Origin of the sequence: Nonomuraea glycinis, assembly GCF_014646515.1 — a bacterium.
Taxonomy (GTDB): domain Bacteria; phylum Actinomycetota; class Actinomycetes; order Streptosporangiales; family Streptosporangiaceae; genus Nonomuraea; species Nonomuraea glycinis.
The window spans coordinates 228,829-244,037 of sequence record NZ_BMNK01000006.1 but is presented as its reverse complement, the minus strand read 5'-3'; the positions used below and the strand labels follow the sequence as shown (position 1 = coordinate 244,037).

Below are 15,209 nucleotides of genomic sequence, written 5' to 3'. Positions count from 1 at the left end.
AACGGGTCAGAGCAGGCGCCTGATCTCCCCGTAAACGCGGTAGAAGCCGCCGCGTCCCGCGGAGCGGACGCCGTCGACGAGGTAGCGGGCGCCCGGTTCGCGGATCTCCTTGGGAAACTGCACGTTCCACGGCTCGTGGCCGGGCGTGACCACGCGGACCCGCAACCGCTCACCCTCGCGCAGGCACTCCACGATCACGCCGTTCGCCGCGTCGGTGGTGGTCTCCAGCGCGACCGACGGCTCGACCGTCGCCAGCGACGCCGCCGCCTTCACGTCCACCCGCTGCGGCACGGTGCCCGCGCGGGCCGCCGTGATCGCGGCCTCGCTCGCGTCGATGCAGGCCAGCGAGCCGTCGGTGGTGACGATGTAGAGCCGGTCGTCGAGGAACTGCATGGAGAAGGCCGAGCCGCAGCCGGTGCCGAGCTTCCACAGCCGCTCACCGGAGGCGTCGAAGCAGTAGACCGAGGAGTGGTTGTCGCCCGCGAAGACATAGCGGCCGCCCGGCGAGGTGGCGCACGAGTAGACGGCGCCGTCGCATCGGTAGACGGCCTCGACCCGGCCGTCGCTCTTGGCCAGGCGGTGTACGGAGCTTCGGGCGGTGCCGGCGTAGACCGCGTGCTCCTCCTGCCAGCCGAACAGCACGTCTTTCACCTGGGCGTTCTCCCAGACGGGCGTGCCGTCCTCCACGTTGTAGCGGGCCACGCCGTTGGAGTGCCCGTGGTAGACGCCGGTCTCGTCGCACCTGACCATCCAGCCGGAGTCGCCCCGGCCGGTGCGCGCCCACTGGAACTCGTCCTCGTAGTCGATCGTGGTGATCCGTCCGGCCCCGTCGGAGACGCCGAGGACGCCGTCGTGGATGTCGAGCCAGTAGATGTCCACGTCGGCGGTGATCTCGTACGCGGCCCTCGGGACCTTGCCGCTGAGGTCGTACACCTTGCCGTCGTCGCAGCCCGCGTAGATCCAGAAGTCGTCGGCGACGATGCACTTGACGCCCTCGGGCAGGCGGTAGCGGTTCGTGACGGTGCCGGTGTGCGTGACGGTGTAGACGTCGCCGTGCTGGTTGCCGACCCAGCAGCGCTCCTCGTCGACGAAGATCCCGAAGGCGGCGGCGCCGCTGTCGAAACGCCACAGGACGGGCGCCTGCTGGGCGGTGGAGCGGCTGCTGGCGATGGCTCTGCGGGTGACCGCCCTGCGCTGCCGGACGCCTCGTACGGCGGGCGCGTAGCCCTTGCGGACCTTCTCGCCGATCTTCTTGGCGGCCACGGCCTGCGCCTTGGCCTGGTCGGCGAACGCGCTGACCTTGGTCTGGCCGCTCTCCCCGATGCGCCCGTAAGTGATCGCGACCTGCGATCCGGACACGATCACCTCGTAGAACTTGTGCGCTCCGCCGCCGTCCTCGGACAGTTCAAGGTAGGTCATGTCCCGCTCTCCAGATGGTCCAGGGCCGATCAACTCCCCGAGACGCTAGAGCATGGCGGTGACAAAGACGGATATTTCCTAATCACTCCAGGAGACTGGCGTCGACCACGGCCCGACCCGCGACTGGCGGGCACGCCGCGGCCGGGGACGGTGCCGCGACGGCATCCGCCAACTCACCACCAGCCTGGCCCGCCCCTACGGCACCATCGGCCGCTCACCCGAGGCGCGCGATCAGTGCGGCGAGGTCCGACCGTACGCGCGGGGTCAGTCGAGGACGGCGGTGGCCTCGACCTCCAGCAGGATGTCAGGCTCGGCCAGGGCGGCGACGCCCACCAGGGTGGCCGGCGGGACCGGGGCGACCCCCAGCTTCGCGGCGGCGCGGGAGACCCCTTCCAGGAACAGGGGCATCTTGTCGAGGCTCCAGTCGACGACGTAGACGGTCAGTTTCGCCACGTCGTCGAAGGAGCCGCCGATCCCGGCCAGGGCGGTGCCGACGTTGAGGTAGCACTGCTCGGCCTGGGCGACGAGGTCGCCTTCGCCGACCCGGCCGCCGTCGGCGTCGCGGGCGACCTGGCCGGCGATGAACACCAGCTTCGATCCCGTGGCGATCGACACCTGCCGGTAGATCTCGGGCTTGGGCAATCCGTCGGGGTTCACCAGGGTGATGGGCATGCGGCCTCCTTGTTCGTGGGTTCCTCGATACTATAGCAGTGCAATGCTATGTATTCTGGTGCCATGGCGAGGACGAAGGATCCGGCGGTCCGCACCCTGCTCATCGAGCGGGCCGCGCACATGCTGCGCACCCGCGAGCCCATCACCCTGCGCTCGCTGGTGGCCGGGACGGGCGTGTCGACGATGGCCGTCTACACCTACTTCGGCGGCATGGACGGCATGTGGCAGGCCCTGCGGCAGGAGGGCTTCACCCGCCTGGGCGCCCGGTTCACAACGATGACGATGTCCACGGACCCGGTGCGGGACCTGACCGCCCTGATCGCGGCCTACCTCCGCAACGCCCTGGACCACCCTGACCTCTACCGGGTCATGTTCGACGCGAGCGTCGGCCTCGAAGACCTCAAGGCCGCGGACGCGACCCTGGAATACCTGGTCCAGGCCGTCCTGCGCGCCAGGGACACCGGCCGCTTCCACGCCGGCACCGTCCCCTTGGAGCTCGCGATCCAGAGCTGGGCCGTCGCCCACGGTCTGGTCTCCCTGGTCGCGGGCGGCCCGCTGCCCCGCCAGACGCTCGACCACGGCGTGCCCATGCTGACCGCGCTGTTCGTCAGCGCGGGCGACGAACCCGGCAGATGCCGCCGATCGGTCGAGCACGGCTGGCGGCCGTTGTCCGGCCCGGACGCCGGATCGCAGCCGGAATGAGTCCTACGGCCGCTCTCCCGGCCCGACAGACGCCGGCGACGTCAAGTTGGCGACAGCCATGGCCCGGGAGACGCCGGCGACGTCAGTCGGCGTCGGCCATGGCCCGGCGGTGCCGGGACTCCGTCGCCGCCGTCCCGGAGCCGGCGAAGGTGGCCAGCAGCACCAGCAGGGCCGCCTGGGCGAGCATGCCGGGCGCCAGCGGGGGCGCGTTGCCGACCGCCTTGGTGAGCGCGTACCAGTACTGCGAGACGACGGACATGCCGGCCCAGGTCCCGTCGAGACTCTGGTCGAACGAGCCCATGGTGAAGTTGGCGGACACGTGCGCGTACACCCCGATGGCGGAGGCCAGCAGCACCGCGCCCGCGATCACCCTGATCGTGCGGGTCAGCCCGCGAGACTCCTTGAGCAGCAGCAGCACCGCGGCGACGGCCAGAAGCGCGAGGGCGGCCCACGGGACGAGCTGCTGCGGGCTGCGCCAGTGCCGCTCGGCGAACAGCTCGAACGCCGCGCCTAAGACGGCGATCGCCGTCAGTGCGGCCAGCGCCCGCCGCATGAATGTCGCGCTCATCTTCACTGAGCCCATGGTGACCCGTCTCCCTGTCTCGGCCTGTGCCGTCCATGGTCACCGTGTCAGCTGAAAGTGATCTCTGCGGAAGATGAAGGTCTCATGAGAAGAGGTCAGACCGGGGGCGGGGTCGGGAAGGCGTCGGGGCCGGCCAGGCCGGTGCTCTCCAGCAGCCGCTGGTGGTTCAGCACCGCCGCGTTGCACTCCTCCGCGTACTTGCGCACCAGCGTGTTCTGGGTGGTCCCGCGCACCGAGCCGATCGCGGGGAAGATCCCGCCGTGCGCCAGCCGCAGCCACTTGACGTAGGTGACGTCGTAGTCCCGCCCGGTCCTGCTGGTGATGTCGGCCATCCAGCGCGCCTGATCCTCGGTGGGCTTCACCGGCAGCCGGATGTCGAACTTCTTCGCCAGGTCGAGGGCCCCTTTGTCCAGTACGTGATGCTGCGCGGCGATCTCCTTGCTGATCGTGCGCACCTTGGCGCTACTGGCGCGCTGGATCGCCTCCTGGGCCATCGTCATCTCCCACAGCGTGGCGAGCCGTACCTTCTTGATCAGGTCACGGTCGAGGGGCGACAGCGGACCCCATTTCGTGGGCCAGGTGCTGTTGTCGTCCTTGCCGCCCGCCGTCGCCGCGGGCGCCGCCGACGGGTCCGGTTGGGTGAGGCTGGTGGCGGCCGGCGCCAGCTGATCTTCCGGAATCTCCTCCGCGGGTAACGAGGCGGCGTCGGCGACCCTCGCGGTGTCGGCGCTGCGCACGCCCGCGGGGAGGGAGCAGGCGGCGGTGGTGAGCGCGACGGCGCCGCACGCGGCGGCGAGAACGAGACGGCCACGTCGAGAGCGCATCTGCCGTCATCCCCTTCCAGATCGTCGGGTATGACTTGACCAGTTATGCACCGATCTACAGGGGGTACGCACGGCAGCGCGAGATCGTTCACCGCGCCGGCCCGTCCACCTCCTCGACCCCCACGGGGAAGACGTCGAAGTGCACGATCACGTGCGCCGTGCCGGGATCGGGGGCGCCCGGGGACGCGCCGATCCGGCGATCCGAGAGTGCGCGGTAACGCTCCAGCACCTCGAAGATTTCGTCCCGCATCCCCGCCGTCTCCCCGGCCGTGAGCCGCAGGGAGCGGCGGCCGAGGCCGCTGGCCTGGACCCACTCCTCCGGCGTGCTGTCGGCCTCCTCGCGCCACCGGGTCAGCTCGGCGCCGCGCTGGCGTACGACCTCGTCGAGCAGGAACGCGAGCGCGCCGGCGGCGTCGGCGTCGGCGGGCGACTCGCCGTAGGAGAAGCCGCCCGGCGCCACCCGCCAGTATTTCTCCTTGCCGCGCCCCAGCTCGGGCACCGCCTCGATCATCTCGTGCCGGGCCAGCTCGCGCAGGTGGTAGCTGGTCGCGCCGGTGTTCTGGCCGACCAGTCCGGCGAGCCGGGTGGCGGTGGACGGGCCGTGCTCCTCCAGCAGCTCGTACAGGCGCAGGCGGAGGGGGTGGGCGAAGGACTTGAGCGCGTTGGCGTCGAGAGTCCGGGCGGAAAAGCTCTTGCGCGGCATCGGTGTGCAAACCTATCTTTGCAAAGTAATCTATGCACAGCTTTCCTTACACACTAGCGGAGTGAGTCATGGCGCGTCTCGGCCGATCGTTCGGCTTTCTGCTGTCCGCCACCGCGCTGTCGAACCTCGCCGACGGCGTGCTGAAGGTGGGCGCGCCGCTGCTGGCGCTGACGTTCACCCGCTCCCCCGTCCAGGTGGCGCTGGTGGGGGCGGCGGCCACGCTGCCCTGGCTGCTGCTGGCCCTGCACGCGGGCGCCCTCGCGGACCGGCTCGACCGCAGGCGCATCATGGTGCTGGCGAACGTGATCCGCGCGGCCGTCCTGATGGCCGTGGCCGTGCTCGGCGCGCTCGGCCTGATGAACCTGTGGATCATGCTGGTGGCCGTGCTGCTGGCCTGCGTGAGCGAGGTGTTCGCGGACGTCTCGGCGCAGTCGGTGCTGCCGATGACGGTCGCACCCGCCCACCTCACCACGGCGAACGGGCGCGTGGTGAGCACCCAGACGATCGGCAACGACTTCGCCGGCGCGCCCGTGGCCGGCCTGCTGGTCACGCTCCTGCCCGCCGCCGTCTTCGGCGCCCCGGCCCTGCTGTACGGCGCGGCGGGCCTGCTCCTGCTGGGCATGCGCGGCCGCTTCCGGCCACAGCCCGAGAACACCGGACCAAGGCTCCCGGACCGGCACCCTCGACCCGAGAGCACCTCAAGCGGCACCGGGCGGCGGTCGATGGCCGGGGACATCGGTGAGGCGCTGCGCTACCTGTGGCGGCATCGCTTCCTGCGCACGCTGGCCGTCTCCGCCGGACTGCTCAACTTCGCCAGCGCCGCCTACTTCGGCGTGCTCGTGCTGTGGGTCGTCGGCGACGGGTCGCGGATCGGGTTGGATCCGGCCGGCTACGGGCTGGTGATGACGGCGCTCGCCGTGGGGGCCGTGGCCGGGTCGCTGGTGTCGGACCGTGTCGTCCGGCTGTTCGGCGAGGGCCGGGCACTGGCAGGCCTGTGGCTGATCAGCGCGCTGCTGCACCTGGTCCCCGTACTGCTGCCGATCGCCTGGCTGCTCTATCCGACCGCCGTGGTGTGGGGCGCCGCCGGGGCCGCGGCGAACGTGCTCGTCATCACCGCCCGCCAGCGGCTCATCCCCGCCGGCCTGCTGGGCCGGGTGAACTCCGCCTACCGTCTGATCGGCATGGGCGGGATGCCGATCGGGGCGGTGCTGGGCGGGGTGCTGGGCGAGTTCGCCGGGCTTCCGGCGGTCTTCCTGAGCGCCGCGGGCGTCTGCTTGGCCGCTGTCGGCCTCCTGTGGCGTGTCGTACCCGATCGAATTTCATCGCCTCTGACCAGCGACGCTTCGATTCCCGACATATCCAGATCACGTTCGGCACCCAAAGGCCTGCGCTGAGATGACATGATTACCCCGTCAATGAGGGGATGGTATGCGGGAGATCGGCGGACGGTACCTCCTGAACGAGGAGGCCGGTCGTGGGGGCATGGGCGTCGTCTGGCGTGCATTCGACCAGCTTCTGCACCGAGAGGTAGCGCTCAAGGAGCTGACGCTGGCCGGGGAGGCCGAGATGGTGCGCCGGCGCGTGCTGCGCGAGGCGCGCATGGCGGCCAGGTTGTCGCACCCCAACATCGTCACGGTCCACGACCTCATCGAAGAGGGCGGCAAGCTCTGGATCGTGATGGAGTACCTTGACGGGCTCTCTCTTCACCAGTTGCTTTCCCAGGTGGGCACGCTGCCCGCGCAGTCGGTGGCGGCGATCGGCCAGCACCTGCTCGCGGCGCTGCGCACCGCCCACCAGGCCGCGGTGCTGCATCGCGACGTGAAGCCGGCCAACGTCATGCTGACGGGCGACCGGGTGGTGCTGACCGACTTCGGCATAGCCACGGCCGAGGGCGACATCCGGAAGGTCACCTCCAGGCGGCTGCGCGGCACACCCGCGTTCATGGCCCCGGAGCGGCTGCACGGCGGCCCGGCCAGCAAGGAGGCCGACATGTGGTCGTTCGGCGCCACGCTCTACAGCGCCATCGAAGGCCAGCCGCCCTACCCCGGGCAGGACGCGGCCACGGTGCTGGGGATGGCCCGCAGCGGCGGCTACCCGCCGCCGCGCCGGGCCGGTGTGATGCGCCCGCTCATCGAGGGCCTGCTGCACAACGACCCGGTGCGGCGCTTCACCCACGAGCAGACCGCCGGGTTGCTCGCGGGCATGCGCGCCGGCAGCTACCAGGCGGCCATCTAACCCGCGCTCAGTCCTTGGCCTTGGCGGCGCGGGCGCGGGCCTCTTCCTCGTCCATGGCGGCCGCCTCCTCGGGGGTGGGCGCGGTGCCGCCCAGGTGCGCGGGCTGCCACCAGACGCCCTGCGGGGTCTCCGGATAGGTCCGCTGCGCCCGGTCCACCAGGCTCGACAGCCGGGCGTGCAGGTCGGCCACGTGCTGGTCGACGTCCTCGCCCCGGCGCGGATTCATCGGCTCGCCGACCAGGATGGTCAGCGGCACATGGCGCTGCAGGAGCTGCTTCTTCCTGCCCTTGGTCCAGATCCGCTGGCTGCCCCACAGCCCGACCGGGATGATCGGCACCTTGGCCGCCTGCGCCATCCGGATGGCGCCGTTCTTGATCTCCTTGACGGTGAAGGAGCGGCTGATCGTGCCCTCGGCGAACACCCCCACCACCTCCCCCGCCTTCAGCATGCGCAGCGCCGTGGCGTAGGAGCCGGCGCCCGCCTCGCGGTCGACCGGGATGTGGTGCATGCCGCGCATCAGCGGCCCGGAGATCCGGTGGTCGAACACGTCCTTCTTAGCCATGAAGCGCACCAGCCGCTTGGCCGGCAGCGCGCCGTATCCGGCGAAGATGAAGTCGAGATAGCTGATGTGGTTGCTCACCAGCACCGCCCCGCCCGAGCGCGGCACGTGCTCGGTCCCCTCCAGGTGGAAGCGGTAGTCCAGCACGCGAAACAGGGTCCGCGCGGTGGCCAGCACCGGCGGGTACACGATCTCAGCCATGACCAGAAGGTAGCCTATTCCGGCCGGTTCCTTGGCATGCCCGCCCGCCGCGAGCGATTCGCCGACGGCGCTTGCCGCCGGGCGAAAACGGGCAGATGTTACGACCATGAAGAAGCTCATCAACGCGGCCGACTCCGTGGTCGAGGACGCCCTGGCGGGCCTCGCCGCCGCGCACCCGGCGCTGCGGGTCCGCAACCGGGTCGTCCACCGGGCCGACGCGCCACGGCCGGGCAAGGTCGCCTTGGTCTCCGGCGGCGGCTCCGGGCACGAGCCGCTGCACGCCGGGTTCGTCGGGCACGGCATGCTCGACGCGGCCTGCCCCGGAGAGATCTTCACCTCGCCGGTGCCCGACCAGATCATCGACGCCACCCAGGCCGTCGACGGCGGCGCCGGTGTGCTGCACATCGTCAAGAACTACACCGGCGACGTGCTCAACTTCGAGATGGCCGCCGAGCTCGTCGAGGACGTCGAGGTGGCGAGCGTGCTCGTCGACGACGACGTGGCCGTCCAGGACTCCCTCTACACGGCGGGCCGGCGCGGCACCGGGGCGACGCTGTTCGTGGAGAAGATCGCCGGCGCGCTGGCCGAGGAGGGCGCGCCCCTGGCCGAGGTGGCGCGGGTGGCGCGCGAGGTGAACGAGCGCAGCCGCTCCTTCGGCATCGCGCTGACCTCTTGTACGACACCGGCGGCCGGCCGGCCCACCTTCGATCTGCCACCGGGCGAGGTGGAGCTGGGCATCGGCATCCACGGCGAGCCGGGCCGGACCCGGGTGCCGCTGGCGCCGGCGCGGGAGCTGGTGGCGGTGGCGATGGCCGCGATCCACGGCGACCTGCCGCTGCGGGACGACCTGCTCGTCCTGGTCAACGGCATGGGCGCCACCCCGCTGATCGAGCTGTACGTCGTCTTCGCCGAGGTGGAGGCGATCGTGCGCGGCAAGGGGGCCCGGGTGGCGCGCTCGCTGGTGGGCAACTACGTGACCAGCCTGGACATGCAGGGCTTCTCGGTGACGGTCTGCCGGCTCGACGCCACCCTGACGCGGTTGTGGGACGCGCCCGTCGAGACGCCCGCCCTGCGCTGGGGACGCTGATGGACACCGACTTCTTCCTCGCCTGGTTCGCCGGCATGGCCGAGCTGATCCGGCTGCGCCGCGACCACCTGACCGAGCTCGACGCCGCCATCGGCGACGCCGACCACGGCACGAACCTCGACCGCGGGTTCGCCGAGGTGCGGCAGGCCCTGGCCGAATGGCCGCCGACCTCGCCGGAGCAGGTGCTCCTGTCCGCGAGCAACACCCTGATCCGCCGCGTCGGCGGCGCCTCCGGGCCCCTGTACGGCACGGCGTTCCGGCAGATGGGCAAGGCGCTGGACGCCCCGGTCACGCCGGCCGGGTTCGCCGCGGCGTTCGAGGCGGGGGTGCGGGCGGTGGCGCGGCTGGGCAAGGCCGCTCCCGGTGACAAGACCATGCTGGACGCGCTGGCCCCCGCCTCCAGGGCGCTGACGCAGGCCGTACAGGAAGGGGTGGAGGTGCGGGAGGCGTTCGAGCGGGCGGCGCGCGCGGCCGAGGAGGGGGCGCTGGCGACGATCCCGCTGCTGGCCCGCAAGGGGCGGGCGAGCTATCTGGGCGAGCGCAGCATCGGGCACGAGGACCCGGGCGCGGCGTCCTCAGCGCTCATCATGGCCGCGCTGGCGTCGGTGGAATCCTGATGAGGCGCTCGGCGCCGTCCCGCAGTGCGGCGGTCTTGTGATGGCCGGGATCGTCCACGGCGCCGGGCTCGCGGCGGAGGTCTGCTGATGGTGGGTGTGGTGCTGGTGTCCCATAGTGCGGGGCTGGCGGAGGAGGCGGTGGCGCTGGCGCGGGGGATCGCCGGGGAGCGGGTGCCGATCGTGGCGGCGGGGGGCACCGAGGACGGCGGGCTGGGCGCCAGCGTGGACCTGATCGAGCGGGCGGTCCGGGACGCCGACCAGGGCGACGGGGTCGTTCTCATCCCCGACCTGGGCAGCTCGGTACTCACCGCCCGGCTGCTGGAGGTGCCGGGGCGGATCGTGCTGGCGGACGTGCCGTTCGTCGAGGGCGCCGTCTCGGCGGCCGTGGCGTCGGGCGGCGGCCTGCCGCTGGCCGGCGTGCTCGCCGCCGCCGAGGAGGCGCGCGGTCACCGCAAGCTCTAGTGCCCCCTGAACGCCTCCTCCAGCCACCAGGACGGGCGCTCACGGGTGACCTTGGCGTTGACGAGCAGCGGGCGGTCCCGCGGCCCCGTCAGCCAGCCGGCCACCCCGGCCAGGTCGGCGGGCTCGGTGACCGTGACGGCGTCGAACCCGTGCCCCCGGGCGATGGCCGCCAGGTCGGCGGGCGGGAACCTGACCGTGTCCAGCGGGTGCCCGTGCGGCCCGAAGTGGTGCACCTCCGCGCCGTAGGCCTCGTCGTCGTAGACCACGACGAGCATCGGCAGCCCGAGGCGTACGACGGTCTCCAGCTCGGCGGCGCTCATCAGGGCCCCGCCGTCACCGAGCGCGGCCACCGGCAGCCGGTCCGGCCGCGCGACGGCGGCGCCGATGGCGGTGGCCAGCCCCAGCCCGACCGCCTGGAACGCCTGCGTGAAGCAGAAGCCTGCCTCATCAGGGACATCCAGCATCATCGCGGGATATCCCATGAAATTTCCGGAATCAGTGGAGACGAGCCGTTCGTCGGGGAGCAGGTCGTCCAGCCCGATCGTGAGTGTCCGCGGGTCGATCCGCCCGTCGCCACCCTCGTCGGTGTACGGCACCGCCCGCCACCGCCCCTCCTCCCGGACCCGCCCGGCCACCACCGCCGACCGGTAACCCCGCTCCTCGCGCGGCCCGGAGGGCTCGACGATGTCCCGGACCTGCCGGGCCACCCGCGCCACGTCCCCCACCACGCCGAGGTCCGCGGGCACGTAACGGCCCACGGCCGCCCGCTCGAGATCAACCTGGACGACCTTCGCCTCCGGCCCGATCAACGCCCCGTGCCGGGTGGTCCACATGTTGAGCCCGCACCCCCAGCCCACCACCAGGTCCGCGTCGCGGATCAGCTCGGCGGCCAGCGGCGTGGCGAACCCGCCGCTCACGTCCAGGTCCCACGGGCTGCCCCGGAACAGGCCCCGGGCCACCGCCGAGGTGGCCAGCAGGGCGCCAACGAGTTCGGCCAGCTCCTCCAGCTCGCGCCGGGCCCGGCGCGCCCCGCGCCCGGCGACGAACACCGGCCGACGGGACGCCATGAGCAGCCGCCCCAGCGCCGCCACCTCCTCCGGCAGGGCGTCCACCGGAACGGGCGAAGGCCGGTCGCGGAGCCGACCGGCCGCGCGCTCCAGCCGCTCCCAGGACTCCCCGGCCGCCGCCGCCTGCACGTCGAGCGGGAGGTTGAGCAGGACCGTGCGCCGCTCCTCGACGGCGATCCGGAACGCCTCCAGCGCGTCCTGCCCGGCCGTGCCCGGGTCGCCGGCGCGCATGGGCACCGCGCCCACCGCGCGGGCCACCGCGTCCTGGTCCATGGCGAAGTTGGAGCGGGCGTCGGTGGCCTCCCCGGCCAGCACCACCATCGGGGTCCGGCTCTTGGCCGCCTCGGCGAGCCCGGTGAGCGCGTTGGTGAAGCCGGGGCCCTGGTGCACGGAGACGACCGCGAGCTTGCCGCTCATCCGGGCGTAGGCGTCGGCCATGGTGGCCGCGCCGCCCTCGTGCCGGGCCGCGACGAACCGCGCGCCGTGGCGGACGAGCGCGTTGGTGACGTGGAAGTTGCCGCTGCCGACCACGCCGAAGACCACCTCGGCCCCCGCCGCGGCGAGAACCCCGCCGACGGCATCGGCGACGATCAACGCTCGACCAGGGCCAGGACTCGCACCGGGCTGCCGGAGCCGCCCACGATGGGCAGCGGCGGGGCCACCACCACGGCCCCGGTCACCGGCAGGCGGTCGAGGCCGCGCAGCTGGGTCAGGCCGTACTTGCCCGCGCCGAGCAGGAAGGAGTGGCAGGGGAACGCGGGCTCGAAGGAGTGGGCGGCACCCGCGTCGGTGCCGACGGTCTCCACCCCCACCCCGAGGATCGGCGTCTCCTCGGCCAGCCACTTCGCGCACTCGACGGAGATGCCGGGGGTGCGCGCGCCGTTCAGGAACTGGTCCTGGTCGTCGGACCTGGCATCCCAGCCGGTGCGGTAGAGGAGCCAGCCGCCGTCGGGCAGGGCGCCGTTGACCCGCTCCCACTCCTGGACGTGCTCGATCTGGAGCAGGAAGTCGGGGTCCTCGGCGGCCTGGGCGGCGAAGTCGAGCACCACGGCGGGCGCCAGCAGGCTGGTCACCGGCACCTGGGAGACGTCCTGCCCGTCGGCCCCGGTCACCCAGTGGATCGGCGCGTCGAAGTGGGTGCCGGTGTGCTCGCCGGTGTGGATGTCGTTCCAGTACCAGGCGGGGCCGCGGTCGTCGTAGCGGCTGATCTCCTCCAGCCGGAACGGGATCGTGTTGCTGAACGGCTCGGGCAACTGGAGGATCGGTGTCTTCTCGGTCAAGGGAGCGGTCAGGTCGATCACCTCGATCGAGCCGTTACGCACGCTGTCCATAAAGCTCCGCAACACCGACATGTCATCCTCCTTGGTGGCTGAGGGCAGTCTGCTACGCGCGCATGGCCTGTGCAAACACCGTTCGAGGTGTCACCCCTTGGTCCACTCCGCGCAGCCCGCCGTCTGGAAGCCCTTGTCCGTGGCGAGGATGGTGACGCTGGCGGGGCCCGGCGGCAGTCCGGCCGCGATCACGTCCCCGGCGTCGCCGCCGGTGCTGTCCAGGCGGGCCCAGTAGCACTTGTCGACGCCGGTGATGGGGCCGGTGGTCCGGTAGGTGCCCGGCTGGATGTCCACGCCGACGACGAGCGTGCGCATGGCCCCGAAAGCGCCGAGCAGGTCGGCGCCCGTCCCGTCCTCGGGCAGCCCCGTCTGCGGCACGCCCGTGGAAGGCACGCCCGTGGACGGGGCTCCTGTGGCCGGTGATCCCGTGGAGGGGGCTCCCGTCGAAGGGGCCCCCGTCGCCGGGGGCCCGGAGGTCGCGGGCGGGGCGGTGGCCGAAGGGGACGCGGAGGGCTGGGCGGGCGGCTGCTCGGCAGGGGTCGTGCCCTCCACCGTCACCGTGACCCTGGGCGCGGGTGAGGACGACGTCTCACCCGAGCCCATCCCGGTCAGGAACCCGAGGAGGAACCCCAGCACCGCGGCCATCCCGGACACGAGCAGGATGATCGTCGGACTGCTCGACGCGCGTGGGTAATCAGAGGGCCCGTACATCACCTGGACAGCGTCCCACCCGCGTCAACGCTGCAAATAGTCCACCAGCGACGCCTTCTCGATCTCCAGCTCCTCGATGGCGCTCTTGACCACGTCACCGATGCTGACGATGCCGATCAAAAGGCCGTTCTCGACCACCGGCATGTGCCGCACCCGGTGGGTGGTCATCGTCGTGCGGAGCTCTTCCACGTTGTCGCCCGGTCCGACCGTACGGACCTCGGCGGTCATGATCGACGAGACCGGCTCGTCGAGGATCGCGGCGCCCCGGTCGTGCAGGCGGCGCACCACGTCACGCTCGGAGACGATCCCCGTGATCGTGACCCCGTCAGGGGAGACCACGACCGCTCCGATGTTCCGCTCGGCCAGCTGTGCCAGTAGTTCGCGGACGGTTGACTCCGGCGTCACCGTCGTGACGTCGCTTCCCTTGCCGCGCAGGATCGTACCGATGAGCATCTGCACCACCTCGGCCTTCAGTTACCCGAGCGGGACCCGGCTAAAGCGCTCCGCTCGACCTGGTTCCAAGGCAAGCGCGCTGGTAGGGACGGCGTCAAGGGAGTGCCGTTAAGCTGCGCGTACAGAAAACCACGCGAAACCACCCGCAGGGACACGTATGACCGAGCCGCTCAACATCGGAAGCCATGATCTGCCCGTCACCGAGGAGCTGACCGCGTTCATGCGCACGGGGTGGGCCGACACCCGGCGCACCGGCGTGCCGGCGGTGGCGGTCGCCCCGTGGGCGGCCAAGCGGCGGGCCGCGCTGGCGGACCGCTTCCCCGGCGAGCGGCTCGTCGTGCCGTCGGGGACGCTCAAGGTGCGCAGCAACGACAGCGACCACCGGTTCCGGCCGCACAGCGCCTACTCCTACCTGACGGGCGCGAGCGAGCCGGGAGACGTGCTCGTCATCGAGCCGTCCGGCGAGGCCCGGCTGTACGTCAGGCCGCGCTCGCCGCGCGAGGAGGGCGAGGAGTTCTACCGTGACCGCCGCTACGGCGAGTTCTGGGTGGGCCGCAGGCCGGATCTGGCCGAGGCCGCGGAGCTCTACCAGGTGGAGTGCGCGCACCTGCGCGAGCTCGACCTGAAGGGCCCGGCCAGGGTGCTGCGCGGGGTGGACCCGTCGGTGGACGCGATGGTGGATCCGGGCGAGGGCGACGCCGAATTCGAGGGCTTCCTGTCGGAGATGCGGCTGATCAAGGACGAGTGGGAGGTCGGCGAGCTGCAGAAGGCCGTCGACGCCACCGCCCTCGGCTTCGAGGACGTGGTGCGCGCCCTGCCGCGGGCGCTCGGGCACCCGCGCGGCGAACGCTATGTGGAGGGCGTGTTCGGGCTGCGTTCGCGGCTGGAGGGCAACGCGGCCGGCTACGACAGCATCGTCGCCTCCGGCGCGCACGCCTGCGTCCTGCACTGGATCCGCAACGACGGCGCCCTGCGCCCGGACGACCTGCTCCTGCTGGACGCGGGCGTCGAGTCCGACACCCTCTACACCGCCGACATCACCCGCACGCTCCCGCTGTCAGGCCGCTTCAGCCCGGTGCAGCGGCAGGTGTACGAGCTCGTCCACGCCGCGCAGGAGGCGGCCATCGGCACGCTCAGGCCGGGCGCCCGCTTCCGTGACTTCCACCTGGCCGCCATGCGCGTCATCTGCGAGGGGCTGCACGAGTGGGGGGTGCTGACCGACTCACCCGACGCGCTGATGGAGTCGGGCCTCTACCGCCGGTACACGCTCTGCAGCAGCGGCCACATGCTCGGCCTCGACGTGCACGACTGCGCCAAGGCCCGGGCGGAGACCTACCTGGACGGGGTGCTGGAAGAGGGCCAGGTGCTGACCGTCGAGCCCGGCCTCTACCTGCAGCCGGACGACCTCACGCTGCCGGCGGAGTTCCGCGGGCTGGGGGTGCGCATCGAGGACGACCTGGTGATCACGGCCGACGGCGCCCGGCTGATGTCCTCGGCACTCCCCCGCCACCCGGACGAGGTGGAGACCTGGATGTCGGCCCTCCTCGGCTGAGATCCCCCACGAACTCGGCTGAGATCCCCCA

At 71.9% G+C, this 15,209-nt stretch carries 18 protein-coding genes; 8 read left to right on the top strand and 10 right to left on the bottom strand.

Going from position 1 to position 15,209, the window contains the following annotated elements:
* Positions 1-6: 6 nt before the first annotated feature.
* Complete coding sequence (locus tag IEY87_RS19405; protein ID WP_189140094.1) at positions 7-1,419, bottom strand: WGR domain-containing protein; 1,413 nt, start codon at positions 1,417-1,419, stop codon at positions 7-9.
* 264 nt (positions 1,420-1,683) lie between these two features.
* Entirely contained in the window at positions 1,684-2,091 is a 408-nt protein-coding gene (locus IEY87_RS19400; RefSeq protein WP_189140093.1) for a RidA family protein, read from the bottom strand.
* Between the two features lie 63 nt (positions 2,092-2,154).
* Between IEY87_RS19400 and IEY87_RS19395 the strand changes: the two genes are divergently transcribed.
* Entirely contained in the window at positions 2,155-2,793 is a 639-nt protein-coding gene (locus IEY87_RS19395; protein WP_189140092.1) for a TetR/AcrR family transcriptional regulator, read from the top strand.
* A gap of 82 nt (positions 2,794-2,875) precedes the next feature.
* Here the strand turns inward: IEY87_RS19395 and IEY87_RS19390 are convergent, their stop codons facing one another.
* The 3 genes from IEY87_RS19390 to IEY87_RS19380 all read right to left on the bottom strand — a co-directional run bounded on the left by IEY87_RS19390 (position 2,876) and on the right by IEY87_RS19380 (position 4,903).
* Entirely contained in the window at positions 2,876-3,361 is a 486-nt protein-coding gene (locus IEY87_RS19390) for a hypothetical protein (protein WP_225277486.1), read from the bottom strand.
* 110 nt (positions 3,362-3,471) lie between these two features.
* Positions 3,472-4,200, bottom strand: coding sequence for a DUF4142 domain-containing protein (locus tag IEY87_RS19385; protein ID WP_189140091.1), 729 nt, complete (start codon positions 4,198-4,200; stop codon positions 3,472-3,474).
* Between the two features lie 88 nt (positions 4,201-4,288).
* Positions 4,289-4,903: a helix-turn-helix domain-containing protein gene (locus IEY87_RS19380; RefSeq protein WP_189140090.1), complete on the bottom strand. Its 615-nt coding sequence runs from the start codon at positions 4,901-4,903 to the stop codon at positions 4,289-4,291.
* 68 nt (positions 4,904-4,971) lie between these two features.
* Between IEY87_RS19380 and IEY87_RS19375 the strand changes: the two genes are divergently transcribed.
* Together IEY87_RS19375 and IEY87_RS19370 are read left to right on the top strand one after the other, a co-directional pair.
* On the top strand, positions 4,972-6,297 hold the full coding sequence (locus IEY87_RS19375; protein WP_189140089.1) for an MFS transporter: 1,326 nt from the start codon (positions 4,972-4,974) through the stop codon (positions 6,295-6,297).
* A gap of 34 nt (positions 6,298-6,331) precedes the next feature.
* Positions 6,332-7,138 carry a serine/threonine-protein kinase gene (locus IEY87_RS19370; protein ID WP_189140088.1) on the top strand — a complete coding sequence of 269 codons (807 nt, stop codon included), beginning with the start codon at positions 6,332-6,334 and terminating at the stop codon, positions 7,136-7,138.
* Positions 7,139-7,145: 7 nt separating this feature from the next.
* On the opposite strand, the gene IEY87_RS19365 is transcribed toward IEY87_RS19370, so the two are convergent.
* Positions 7,146-7,898: a lysophospholipid acyltransferase family protein gene (locus tag IEY87_RS19365; protein ID WP_189140087.1), complete on the bottom strand. Its 753-nt coding sequence runs from the start codon at positions 7,896-7,898 to the stop codon at positions 7,146-7,148.
* Positions 7,899-8,004: 106 nt separating this feature from the next.
* Here IEY87_RS19365 and dhaK point away from each other — a divergent pair, with 106 nt between their 5' ends.
* The 3 genes from dhaK to IEY87_RS19350 all read left to right on the top strand — a co-directional run bounded on the left by dhaK (position 8,005) and on the right by IEY87_RS19350 (position 10,064).
* Positions 8,005-8,985 (top strand): dihydroxyacetone kinase subunit DhaK, encoded by a 981-nt coding sequence (gene dhaK, locus IEY87_RS19360; RefSeq protein ID WP_189140086.1) that lies wholly within the window; start codon positions 8,005-8,007, stop codon positions 8,983-8,985.
* On the top strand, positions 8,985-9,602 hold the full coding sequence (gene dhaL / locus IEY87_RS19355) for a dihydroxyacetone kinase subunit DhaL (protein WP_189140085.1): 618 nt from the start codon (positions 8,985-8,987) through the stop codon (positions 9,600-9,602). The genes dhaK and dhaL overlap by 1 nt, the downstream gene beginning before the upstream one ends.
* 87 nt (positions 9,603-9,689) lie before the next feature.
* Positions 9,690-10,064, top strand: coding sequence for a PTS-dependent dihydroxyacetone kinase phosphotransferase subunit DhaM (locus IEY87_RS19350; RefSeq protein ID WP_189140084.1), 375 nt, complete (start codon positions 9,690-9,692; stop codon positions 10,062-10,064).
* Here IEY87_RS19350 and IEY87_RS19345 read toward each other — a convergent pair.
* The 3 genes from IEY87_RS19345 to IEY87_RS19335 form a co-directional block, all read right to left on the bottom strand.
* Complete coding sequence (locus tag IEY87_RS19345; RefSeq protein ID WP_189140083.1) at positions 10,061-11,725, bottom strand: thiamine pyrophosphate-binding protein; 1,665 nt, start codon at positions 11,723-11,725, stop codon at positions 10,061-10,063. The two genes, IEY87_RS19350 and IEY87_RS19345, sit on opposite strands and share 4 nt — an antisense overlap.
* Positions 11,722-12,483 (bottom strand): cyclase family protein, encoded by a 762-nt coding sequence (locus IEY87_RS19340; RefSeq protein WP_189140082.1) that lies wholly within the window; start codon positions 12,481-12,483, stop codon positions 11,722-11,724. The genes IEY87_RS19345 and IEY87_RS19340 overlap by 4 nt, the downstream gene beginning before the upstream one ends.
* A gap of 69 nt (positions 12,484-12,552) precedes the next feature.
* Complete coding sequence (locus tag IEY87_RS19335; protein WP_189140081.1) at positions 12,553-12,855, bottom strand: Rv1352/Rv1906c domain-containing protein; 303 nt, start codon at positions 12,853-12,855, stop codon at positions 12,553-12,555.
* A gap of 4 nt (positions 12,856-12,859) precedes the next feature.
* Here IEY87_RS19335 and IEY87_RS19330 point away from each other — a divergent pair, with 4 nt between their 5' ends.
* Positions 12,860-13,156, top strand: coding sequence for a hypothetical protein (locus IEY87_RS19330; RefSeq protein ID WP_189140080.1), 297 nt, complete (start codon positions 12,860-12,862; stop codon positions 13,154-13,156).
* 41 nt (positions 13,157-13,197) lie between these two features.
* Here IEY87_RS19330 and IEY87_RS19325 read toward each other — a convergent pair whose 3' ends face one another.
* Positions 13,198-13,626 (bottom strand): CBS domain-containing protein, encoded by a 429-nt coding sequence (locus tag IEY87_RS19325; RefSeq protein WP_189140079.1) that lies wholly within the window; start codon positions 13,624-13,626, stop codon positions 13,198-13,200.
* Positions 13,627-13,783: 157 nt separating this feature from the next.
* Here IEY87_RS19325 and IEY87_RS19320 point away from each other — a divergent pair, with 157 nt between their 5' ends.
* Positions 13,784-15,178, top strand: coding sequence for an aminopeptidase P family protein (locus IEY87_RS19320; protein ID WP_189140078.1), 1,395 nt, complete (start codon positions 13,784-13,786; stop codon positions 15,176-15,178).
* The last annotated feature ends 31 nt before the right edge of the window (positions 15,179-15,209 follow it).

Bases quoted from the DNA above. Each gene is read 5' to 3' on its own strand.
- dhaL (WP_189140085.1), top strand. From the start codon at position 8,985: ATGGACACCGACTTCTTCCTCGCCTGGTTCGCCGGCATGGCCGAGCTG.
- IEY87_RS19395 (WP_189140092.1), top strand. From the start codon at position 2,155: ATGGCGAGGACGAAGGATCCGGCGGTCCGCACCCTGCTCATCGAGCGG.
- IEY87_RS19365 (WP_189140087.1), bottom strand. From the start codon at position 7,898: ATGGCTGAGATCGTGTACCCGCCGGTGCTGGCCACCGCGCGGACCCTG.
- IEY87_RS19380 (WP_189140090.1), bottom strand. From the start codon at position 4,903: ATGCCGCGCAAGAGCTTTTCCGCCCGGACTCTCGACGCCAACGCGCTC.
- IEY87_RS19320 (WP_189140078.1), top strand. From the start codon at position 13,784: ATGACCGAGCCGCTCAACATCGGAAGCCATGATCTGCCCGTCACCGAG.
- dhaK (WP_189140086.1), top strand. From the start codon at position 8,005: ATGAAGAAGCTCATCAACGCGGCCGACTCCGTGGTCGAGGACGCCCTG.
- IEY87_RS19325 (WP_189140079.1), bottom strand. From the start codon at position 13,626: ATGCTCATCGGTACGATCCTGCGCGGCAAGGGAAGCGACGTCACGACG.
- IEY87_RS19340 (WP_189140082.1), bottom strand. From the start codon at position 12,483: ATGTCGGTGTTGCGGAGCTTTATGGACAGCGTGCGTAACGGCTCGATC.
- IEY87_RS19350 (WP_189140084.1), top strand. From the start codon at position 9,690: ATGGTGGGTGTGGTGCTGGTGTCCCATAGTGCGGGGCTGGCGGAGGAG.
- IEY87_RS19385 (WP_189140091.1), bottom strand. From the start codon at position 4,200: ATGCGCTCTCGACGTGGCCGTCTCGTTCTCGCCGCCGCGTGCGGCGCC.
- IEY87_RS19375 (WP_189140089.1), top strand. From the start codon at position 4,972: ATGGCGCGTCTCGGCCGATCGTTCGGCTTTCTGCTGTCCGCCACCGCG.
- IEY87_RS19390 (WP_225277486.1), bottom strand. From the start codon at position 3,361: ATGAGCGCGACATTCATGCGGCGGGCGCTGGCCGCACTGACGGCGATC.
- IEY87_RS19400 (WP_189140093.1), bottom strand. From the start codon at position 2,091: ATGCCCATCACCCTGGTGAACCCCGACGGATTGCCCAAGCCCGAGATC.
- IEY87_RS19405 (WP_189140094.1), bottom strand. From the start codon at position 1,419: ATGACCTACCTTGAACTGTCCGAGGACGGCGGCGGAGCGCACAAGTTC.
- IEY87_RS19370 (WP_189140088.1), top strand. From the start codon at position 6,332: ATGCGGGAGATCGGCGGACGGTACCTCCTGAACGAGGAGGCCGGTCGT.